Source organism: Roseateles sp., from assembly GCF_036486225.1.
Taxonomy (GTDB): domain Bacteria; phylum Pseudomonadota; class Gammaproteobacteria; order Burkholderiales; family Burkholderiaceae_C; genus Roseateles.
Map to the genome: position 1 here is coordinate 1 of NZ_DASVNZ010000196.1, position 8,732 is coordinate 8,732.

Sequence of the window (8,732 nt, forward strand, 5' to 3'; positions counted from 1 at the left end):
CCGGAGACGCTGGACCTGTCGTCGGCGATGCCGCGACTCCTGGAGCAGTTGCCGGTCAGCCTGTTGTTGCGCCTGCGAGGGCCCACGCACACCTTGGTGCTGGCACAGGACTGCCCCCCCAGCGTCGCGCTGCGGTTGATGCACGAGGTCGGCGCGCGTGATCTCGAGCCGAAGTCGCTGATGAAGGCGGTCGAGCAGGCCATGTCGCCGCGGCCCGTCGCGCAGTTGCTCAGGACGCGGCTGGAGACGTCGTCGATACCTGCCGCGCCGGATCGGACCAGCGCCGCTTCAACGAATGGCCACGTGCCGCCGCGCCGCGACGAATCGATCTACGACACACCGCCGAGCCGCCCTGAATCGATCTACGACGTGCCGCCTCGGCGCCAGGGTAAAGCGCGGGACGTCCCCCGCCACTCGACCGACGGGGGCTACGAGGCGCCCGGTCCGCTCCTTGTCGGCCCGCGTGACGCTGCGCATCGCGCCGGCGTTGCGTCTGGAAGGCCGGGAGAGACCGACAGCGACTATGTCATTGCAGACCGCGCATCCGCCGCCGATGTCGCGCCGGAGCCGATCTACGCCAACCAACCGGTGACCGGGCGGGCGGCCCTTCGCCAGCGCGAGCTGATCGAAGGATTGCCGATGCCCTCCCGTTTGCGCGTGGGTGCCGAGGACGTGGAAACGGCCCTGCGAGCGCTGCGCACGCTCAGCACCTGGGCCCGGACCCATGCCGGCAATGAAGGCCAGCACCCACGCTGTGCCATGTCCGCCGGGGACGCGGAGGCCCTCGCGAGAGCCCTGCGACAGGTCTCGGCGGCGGATCTGAAGGCCCACGAACGGAGCTCGTGGATGGTTGCCACGGCGGCGCTGGCCATGCGGCCACCGCGCGCGGGCTTGCACGTCACGCCGGAGACGGTCCGCCATCTGGAACGCGCACTGGATGCCGTGCGGATGCTGGTCGCCGAAACCAGCAGCGCCTCGCCGGCGCTGCCGCGCCGTTCGCGCGGCCATGGGGCCTGACCTCAGTCCTCGGTCCGCTGCAGCGCCTTGAGGCTGCGGCCCTTCCCGGGCAGCGCCTTCAGGTACTTGAAGGTCCCGGTGGCGTGGGCGCAGAGCTTGCCGTCCTCGCCGTAGACCGAGCCGTCGCAGAACGCCATCGTGGTCGAGCGGTGCAGCAGCCGGCCGACCGCGCGCAACGCGCCCTCGCCGGGGCGCATGAAGCTGGTCTTCATCTCCACCGTCACCACGCCGGGCCCGAAGCCCGGCTGGTCGCGGTGCACGCTGCGCGCCGCATGCGCCATCGCCACGTCCAGCAGCGTCATCAGCACGCCGCCATGCGCCACCTCCCACGAGTTCAGGTGCAGCTCACGGATGTCGACCCGCAGCTCGGCTTCGCCCTCGTCGATGCGGGTCAGCTCGAAGCCCAGTTGCTGGACGAAGGGGATGTGGACGGGGAACTTCAGCGGCTCGGACATGGGACGGGAAGGATTGCGGCGGGATCAGCTGCCGTGGACGGCGGACACGCCGCCGTCGACCGCGAGGATCTGCCCGGTGATGTGTTTCCCGGCGCGGCTCGCGAACAGCAGGGCGGCGCCCTTGAGGTCCTCATCATCGCCGATGCGCTTGAGCGGGGCGTGCTCGGCGAGCTTGTCCTCGCCGATCGCGGCCATCAGGCCCTTGGTCATCTTGCTGGGGAAGAAGCCCGGCGCCAGCGCGTTGACGGTGATGCCGTGGACGCCCCACTCGCCGGCCAGCGCGCGGGTGAAGTTCACCGCCGCACCCTTGCTGGTGTTGTAGGCGATGGTCTTCATCAAACCGCTGTTGCCGCCCAGGCCGGCGATCGAAGCGACGTTGATGATGCGGCCCGACTTGCGCGGGATCATGCTGCGCTTCGCGACCTCCTGGCTCATCACGAACAGGCTGCGGATGTTGAGGTCCATCACCTTGTCCCAGGCCTCGACCGGATGGTCCTCGGCGGGGGCGCCCCAGGTCGCGCCGGCGTTGTTGACCAGGATGTCGATCCTGCCCAGCTTCGCGAGCGTCTGCTCGACGATGCCGCGCGCCTGCGCCTCGTCGGACGCGTCGGCCGCCACGAACTGCGCCGCGATGCCGCGCGCCTTCAGATGCGCAACGGCCTCTTCCAGGTCGGCGGCCTTGCGCGAACTCAGCATCAGCGTCGCGCCGGCCTCGCCGAGCGCCTCGGCGATCTGCAGGCCCAGGCCGCGGGATCCGCCGGTCACCAGCGCCACCTGGCCGGTCAGGTCGAAGAGGTCTTGCACCTTGCTGCTCATCGTCGTCTCCTTGATGTGGTTCAGAACCATTCGTCGCGCATCTCGCGAGTCAGTGCCTCGCGCCGCGCGACCACGCCCAGCCAGGCGTGGATCTTTGGAAGTTCGTAGGCGAAGAAGTAGCGCTGCGCGGCGCGCTTGCCGTGGGCGAAGTCATCGTCCCGGCCGTCGAGCGCGAGCGCCACATCCAGCCAGATCCACGCCAGCACCGTGTGCCCGAAGGCCTGCAGATAAGGCGTCGCGTTGGCGAGCGCCGCTTCCGGCTCGCCGGTGGACCAGGCTTTCTTCGTCGCGCCGCCGACCGCGGCCAGCGCCGCGCCGAGCTCGTTCGCCGCTTCGGCAAGACCCGGCACCTGGCCGGCGCGCTGCGCGGTGTCGCTGATGCGCGCGGCCAGCGCCATCAGCGCCTGTCCGCCGTCCATCACGACCTTGCGGCCCAGCAGGTCCAGCGCCTGGATGCCGTGCGTGCCCTCGTGGATCATGTTCAGGCGGTTGTCGCGCCAGTACTGCTCCACCGGGAAATCGCGCGTGTAGCCGTAGCCGCCCAGCACCTGGATCGCCAGCGAGTTCGCCTCCAGGCACCACTCGCTGGGCCAGCTCTTGGCGATGGGGATCAGGACTTCCAGCAGCCGTTTCGCCGCAGCGACCTCGTCCTCCGAACCCGTGTGCTGTTCATCGACCAGCCGCGCGCAGAACAGCTCGAGCGCCAGCCCGCCCTCGACGAAGCTCTTCTGCGCCAGCAGCATGCGCTTGACGTCGGCGTGCTCGATGATCAGCGCCTGAGGCCTCGCCGCGTCCTTGACGCCGGCGGTCGTGACCGGTCGGCCTTGCGGACGCTGCCGCGCGTATTCGAGGCTCGCCTCGTAGCCCGCGTAACCGAGCATCACCGCGCCCAGGCCGACGCCGATGCGGGCCTCGTTCATCATGTGGAACATCTGCCGCAGGCCGTCGCCGGGCTTGCCGACGAGGTAGCCGATCGCGCCCTTCTTCCCGCGCGGCGTCTGGCGCCCTTCGCCGAAGTTGAGCAAGCAGTTGGTCGTGCCGCGATACCCGAGCTTGTGGTTCAGGCCCGCCAGCGCCACGTCGTTGCGCTCGCCGGTGAGTTGCCCCTGCGGGTCGACGAGGTGCTTGGGCACGATGAACAGCGAGATGCCCTTGGTGCCCGGCAGCGGCTTGCCGTCGGGGCCGGGGATCTTCGCCAGCACGAGGTGGACGATGTTCTCGGTGATCTCGTGCTCGCCGCCCGAGATCCACATCTTGTTGCCGGTGAGGCGATAGCGCGGGCCGAGCGGATCCGCCTCGAAGTCGGCGCCATCGGCGTCGGCGCGCGTGGCCACGTCCGACAGCGACGACCCCGCCTGCGGCTCCGACAGGCACATGGTGCCGAACCAGCGTCCGGAGAGCTCGTTCATCGCGAAGACCTCGCGCTGCGTGTCCGTGCCGTGCGCCATCAGCAGGTTGGCATTGCCGTTGGTCAGCATCGCGTAGCCGCCCAGGGACACGCTGGCCTTGCTGAAGAAGCAGTTGGCGGCCATCTCGACCACGCAGGGCAGCTGCATGCCGCCGTGCTCGTAGTCCTGCGCGGCGGCCAGCATGCCGGAGCCGACGTAGGCGGCGAGCGCCTCGTGCGTCGCCTGGGGCAGGTGCACGCGCTCGCCGTCGAAACGCGGCTCCTCGGTGTCGGCCAGGCGGTTGAACGGCGCGAACTTCTCGCGGGCGATCTTCTCGCAGGTGTCGAGCACCGCGTCGAAGGTCTCCCGCGCGTGCTCCGAGAAGCGCTCGCGCCGGCCGAGGTCCTGCACCTTCAGCCAGTCGTAGAGCAGGAAGTCGAGGGTCTGGCGCATCGCGCCCTCCTGGTTGGCGTCAAGGCCGGGCGCGTGGCGCGCTCAGCCGTGGAGGTTGAACGCGAAATCGCGCTGGAGGCGCCACGACGCCGGCACGCCCGCCGGCCTGGTGAAACGCTTCAGCGCCCGGTGGCTGGTCTCCTGGAGGGCATTGCGCAGCGTCTGCTTGACACGGCCGCTGTCGCGGTCGCGCACGTCGTCGCCGCTCATCGCGCCCGTCATGGTGCCCAGGCGCAGCTCCAGCTCCTCCCACTCGACGGTGGCCGTCGCCGGATTGAAGGCCATCCGGTAGCGGCCATAGACCGCGTAGGCGGTGCCGACGCTGGGGTACTCGATCTCGCCGGAGATCGCGTTCACGACCCCCACCAGGTACACGCAGGCATCGAGGCGCCCCGCGGGCCAGCGGCGCAGTTGCGCCACATAGGCTTCGGGCTCGTTGCGCAGTTCGCGGCCGGCCTGGCATTCCTCGGGCAGTCCCGACGGATCCTCCAGCGCCCAGTACATCGCCGCGGCGCGGTCCCGGCCGCCTTCGGCCAGGCCGGCGATCATGCGTTGCCGACCCTGCGGCTCGCCCGCGTCGTTGGCCTGCTCGAACAGGCGCGCGGCGCGGTCCCAGTCCCGCTTCAAGCACAGGCCCTGCTCGTACAGGGTCCCGGCCAGCAGATAGACCGAGGGGTACTTGCGCTTGAGGCCGTCATTGAGCCGGCTGGCCACCAGGGCGCAATCGCCCGCACGCAGCGCGTCGTGGATGCCGGCGACGGCCTGCTCCTCCACCTCGCTGGGCGGCTCCTTGCGACCGGTGGCACCGGCGGGCGCGGCGACCAGCGCCAGCAGCACGCCCATTGCGCCAGCCGCCGCACACGACGCGGCGACTTTCACCATGCGCCGGCTCACAGGACCTCGAACACGCCGGCGGCGCCCATGCCGCCGCCGATGCACATCGTGACGCAGACGCGCTTGGCGCCGCGGCGCTTGCCCTCGATCAGCGCATGGCCGGTCAGGCGCTGGCCCGACACGCCGTACGGATGGCCGATGGCGATCGCGCCGCCGTTGACGTTCAGCTTGTCCATGGGGATGCCGAGCTTGTCCGCGCAGTACAGCACCTGCACGGCGAAAGCCTCGTTGAGTTCCCACAGGTCGATGTCCGAGACCTTCAGGCCCAGGCGCTTGAGCACCTTGGGCACGGCGAAGACCGGGCCGATGCCCATCTCGTCGGGCTCGCAGCCGGCCACGGCGAAACCGAGGAAACGGCCCAGCGGCTTGAGGCCCTTCTTCTCGGCATAGGCCTCGCTGACGATCGCGCAGGCGCCGGCGCCGTCGCTGAACTGGCTGGCGTTGCCCGCCGTCACCACGCCGCCGGGGATCGCCGTGCGGATGTCCTTGATGCTCTCGTAGGTGGTGCCGACGCGCAGGCCTTCGTCGACGCCGACGGTGACTTCCTTCGTCGTCATGCCGCGCACCTTGTCGGCGATACCGGCCATCACGGTGATGGGCACGATCTCGGCGTTGAACAGGCCTTCGGCCTGCGCGGCGCAGGCGCGCTGCTGGCTGGCCGCGCCGTAGCGGTCCATGCGCTCCTTCGGGATCTTGTAGCGCTGGGCGACGTTCTCGGCCGTCTGCAGCATGGACCAGTAGATCTCGGGCTTGTGCGCCGACAGCCAGCTCTCGTGGCCCATGTGGCGGTTGGCCTCGTTCTGGACGCAGGAGATGCTCTCCACGCCGCCGGCGACGAACACGTCCGCCTCGCCCGCGATGATGCGCTGCGCCGCGGTCGCGATGGTCTGCAGGCCGCTGGAGCAGAACCGGTTGACGGTCTGTCCGGAGACGCTCACCGGCAGGCCGGCGCGCAGCGCGATCTGGCGCGCGATGTTGCCGCCGGTGGCGCCCTCGGGCGTGGCGCAGCCCATGAGGACGTCCTCGACCTCGCCGCCTTCGATGCCGGCGCGCTCCAGCGCCGCGCGCACCACGTGGCCGCCCAGCGTCGCGCCGTGGGTCATGTTGAACGAACCCTTCCAGCTCTTGGCGAGCGGGGTGCGGGCCGTGGAAACGATCAATGCCTTGCTCATTCTTTTCTCCTGATGCGGTCCGCGGGGGTCAGTCGTTGAAGCCCTTGCCCTGGTCGGCCAGGCGCTGCAGCAGCGGCGCGGGCTCCCAGAACCTGCCGTCGTCCAGCGGGTTCTTGGCGAAGCGCTTCATCGCCTGCACCACGTTGTAGAGGCCGACCGTGTCGGCGTAGCACATCGGGCCGCCGCGGTGCAGCGGGAAGCCGTAGCCGGTCAGGTAGACCATGTCGATGTCGGAGGCGCGCAGGGCGATGCCCTCCTCCAGGATCTTGGCGCCCTCGTTGACCAGGGCGAAGACCAGGCGCTGCACGATCTCCTCGTCGCTGATCTTGCGCGGCGTGATGCCCAGCGCCGAGCGGTGCATGTCGATCATCTCCAGCACCGTCTTCGACGGGATCGCGTCGCGCTTGCCCGGCAGGTAGTCGTACCAGCCCGCGCCGGTCTTCTGGCCGAAGCGGCCCATCTCGCACAGCAGGTCGGCGGTCTTGGAGTAGCGCAGGTCCGGCTTCTCCAGGTAGCGGCGCTTGCGGATGTACCAGCCCACGTCGTTGCCGGCCAGGTCGCCCATGCGGAACGGGCCCATCGCGAAGCCGAAGCGCTCCAGCGCCTTGTCCACCTGCTGCGGCGTGCAGCCCTCCTCCAGCAGGAAGCCGGCCTGGCGGCTGTACTGCTCGATCATGCGGTTGCCGATGAAGCCGTCGCAGACGCCGGAGACCACGCAGGTCTTGCGGATCTTCTTGCCCAGCGCCATCACGGTGGCCAGCACGTCCTTGGCGGTGGCCGCGCCGCGCACCACCTCCAGCAGCTTCATCACGTTGGCCGGGCTGAAGAAGTGGGTGCCGATGACGTCCTGCGGGCGCTTGGTGAAGGCCGCGATCTTGTCGACGTCCAGCGTCGAGGTGTTGCTGGCCAGGATCGCGCCGGGCTTCATCACCGCGTCGAGCTGCTTGAAGACCTGCTCCTTGACGCCGATGTCCTCGAAGACGGCCTCGATGACCAGGTCCGCGTTGCCGATCTCCGCGTAGCTCAGCGTGGTGCCCAGCAGGCTCATGCGCTGGGCGTAGCGGTCTTCCTTGAGCTTGCCCTTCTTGACCTGCGCCTCGTAGTTCTTGCGGATGGTGGCGACGCCGCGGTCCAGCGCCTCCTGCTTCATCTCGAGGATCGTCACCGGGATGCCGGCGTTCAGGAAGTTCATCGCAATGCCGCCGCCCATCGTGCCGGCGCCGATGATGGCGACCTGCTCGACCTTGCGCAGCGGCGTGTCCTCGGGCACGTCGGGGATCTTGGAGGCGGCGCGTTCGGCGAAGAAGGCGTGGCGCAGCGCCTTGGACTCGGGCGTCAGCATCAGCTGCTGGAAGGCGTCGCGCTCGGCGCGCATGCCGTCCTCGAACTTCAGGGCCACCGCGTTGGCGACGGTCTCCACGCACTGCAGCGGCGCGGGGAAGTTCTTGGACATCGCGCCGACGGTGTTGCGCGCGAACTGGAAGTAGGCCTGGGCTTCGGGATGCTGGGCCTTGATGTCGCGCACGCGCGGCAGCGGGCGCTTGTCGGCGATGCTCATGGCGAACTGCACGGCGCCGTCGATCAGGTCGCCGTCGATGACCTTCTGGAACAGCACCTGGCCGGGGACCTGCGCGAGCAGTTCGCTGGCGACCGGCTCGCCGCTGACGATCATGTTGAGCGCGGGTTCGACGCCCAGCGCGCGCGGCAGGCGCTGCGTGCCGCCGGCGCCGGGCAGCAGGCCCAGCTTCACTTCCGGCAGCGCGATCTTGGCGCCGGGCGCGGTGACGCGGTAGTGGCAGCCCAGCGCCAGTTCCAGGCCGCCGCCCATGGCGACGCTGTGGATCGCGGCGACGACCGGCTTGGTGCACGACTCGACGCGGTTGATCAGCGAACCCAGGTTGGGTTCGGCCAGCGCCTTGGGCGAGCCGAACTCGCGGATGTCGGCGCCGCCGGAGAAGGCCTTGCCGGCGCCGGTGATGACGACGGCCTTGATGGCGGGATCGTTCTCCGCCTGCTCGATGCCGTCGGCGACGGCCAGCCGCGTGGCGTGGCCCAGGCCGTTGACCGGCGGATTGTTGAGCGTGATCACCGCGACCTGACCGCGGACTTCGTAGCTGGCACCCATGCTTGTTCCTTCCGATGCTGAAAGAGTCGACTCGCCGCGGCCGAGTGTCCCCCGGAGGCCGCCAGCGAAAAGAACGATCGTTCGATTCTAGGCAGCGCCGAGCCACGCCGCTTGTCTCTGCTGTGACAGGGCGATACGGGGGGTATTGCGGGGGTGGCGCCGGAGGTGCGACTCACGGATCGGCAGCTCGCGGCGAGGGGGTGCAGATCGGCCGGCCCAGGCGGGCCGCACGGTCATTGCAGCAAGGTCAGTGCAGCAGGATCAGAACGGCAGGTTCAGAACGGCTTGTCCAGCTGCGTCGGCATGAAGCCGCGCGAGTTGGGACCGTCGCCGGCGTCTTCCTGGATCTCGGTCCGGGCGAAGCCGCCTTCGGCGGTGCGCTCGCGGGCGCGGTCCTGGCGGCTCAGCGCGG

7 protein-coding genes are annotated in these 8,732 nt (G+C 69.7%); 1 reads left to right on the forward strand and 6 read right to left on the reverse strand.

All coding sequences use genetic code 11. From position 1 onward, the window contains the following. On the forward strand, positions 1–1,017 hold a 1,017-nt coding region (locus tag VF536_RS13670; protein ID WP_331615403.1), incomplete at its 5' end, for a hypothetical protein. Between the two features lie 2 nt (positions 1,018–1,019). Here the strand turns inward: VF536_RS13670 and VF536_RS13675 are convergent. Genes VF536_RS13675 through VF536_RS13700 form a run of 6 tightly spaced genes read right to left on the reverse strand, consistent with a single transcriptional unit; the run spans position 1,020 to position 8,320 of the window. Continuing rightward, positions 1,020–1,472 (reverse strand): PaaI family thioesterase, encoded by a 453-nt coding sequence (locus VF536_RS13675; RefSeq protein WP_331615404.1) that lies wholly within the window; start codon positions 1,470–1,472, stop codon positions 1,020–1,022. A 24-nt stretch (positions 1,473–1,496) separates the two neighbouring features. Beyond that, the gene (locus VF536_RS13680) at positions 1,497–2,288 is read right to left on the reverse strand and encodes an SDR family oxidoreductase (RefSeq protein ID WP_331615405.1); all 792 of its coding nucleotides are present in this window, start codon (positions 2,286–2,288) and stop codon (positions 1,497–1,499) included. Positions 2,289–2,308: 20 nt separating this feature from the next. Then, positions 2,309–4,129 carry an acyl-CoA dehydrogenase gene (locus VF536_RS13685; RefSeq protein ID WP_331615406.1) on the reverse strand — a complete coding sequence of 607 codons (1,821 nt, stop codon included), beginning with the start codon at positions 4,127–4,129 and terminating at the stop codon, positions 2,309–2,311. A 42-nt stretch (positions 4,130–4,171) separates the two neighbouring features. Then, positions 4,172–5,011 (reverse strand): hypothetical protein, encoded by an 840-nt coding sequence (locus VF536_RS13690; RefSeq protein WP_331615407.1) that lies wholly within the window; start codon positions 5,009–5,011, stop codon positions 4,172–4,174. A gap of 8 nt (positions 5,012–5,019) precedes the next feature. Further along, on the reverse strand, positions 5,020–6,195 hold the full coding sequence (locus tag VF536_RS13695) for an acetyl-CoA C-acyltransferase (RefSeq protein WP_331615408.1): 1,176 nt from the start codon (positions 6,193–6,195) through the stop codon (positions 5,020–5,022). Between the two features lie 28 nt (positions 6,196–6,223). Beyond that, the gene (locus VF536_RS13700; RefSeq protein WP_331615409.1) at positions 6,224–8,320 is read right to left on the reverse strand and encodes a 3-hydroxyacyl-CoA dehydrogenase NAD-binding domain-containing protein; all 2,097 of its coding nucleotides are present in this window, start codon (positions 8,318–8,320) and stop codon (positions 6,224–6,226) included. Positions 8,321–8,732: the final 412 nt, after the last annotated feature.

Bases quoted from the DNA above. Each gene is read 5' to 3' on its own strand.
- VF536_RS13700 (WP_331615409.1), bottom strand. From the start codon at position 8,320: ATGGGTGCCAGCTACGAAGTCCGCGGTCAGGTCGCGGTGATCACGCTC.
- VF536_RS13695 (WP_331615408.1), bottom strand. From the start codon at position 6,195: ATGAGCAAGGCATTGATCGTTTCCACGGCCCGCACCCCGCTCGCCAAG.
- VF536_RS13685 (WP_331615406.1), bottom strand. From the start codon at position 4,129: ATGCGCCAGACCCTCGACTTCCTGCTCTACGACTGGCTGAAGGTGCAG.
- VF536_RS13675 (WP_331615404.1), bottom strand. From the start codon at position 1,472: ATGTCCGAGCCGCTGAAGTTCCCCGTCCACATCCCCTTCGTCCAGCAA.
- VF536_RS13690 (WP_331615407.1), bottom strand. From the start codon at position 5,011: ATGGTGAAAGTCGCCGCGTCGTGTGCGGCGGCTGGCGCAATGGGCGTG.
- VF536_RS13680 (WP_331615405.1), bottom strand. From the start codon at position 2,288: ATGAGCAGCAAGGTGCAAGACCTCTTCGACCTGACCGGCCAGGTGGCG.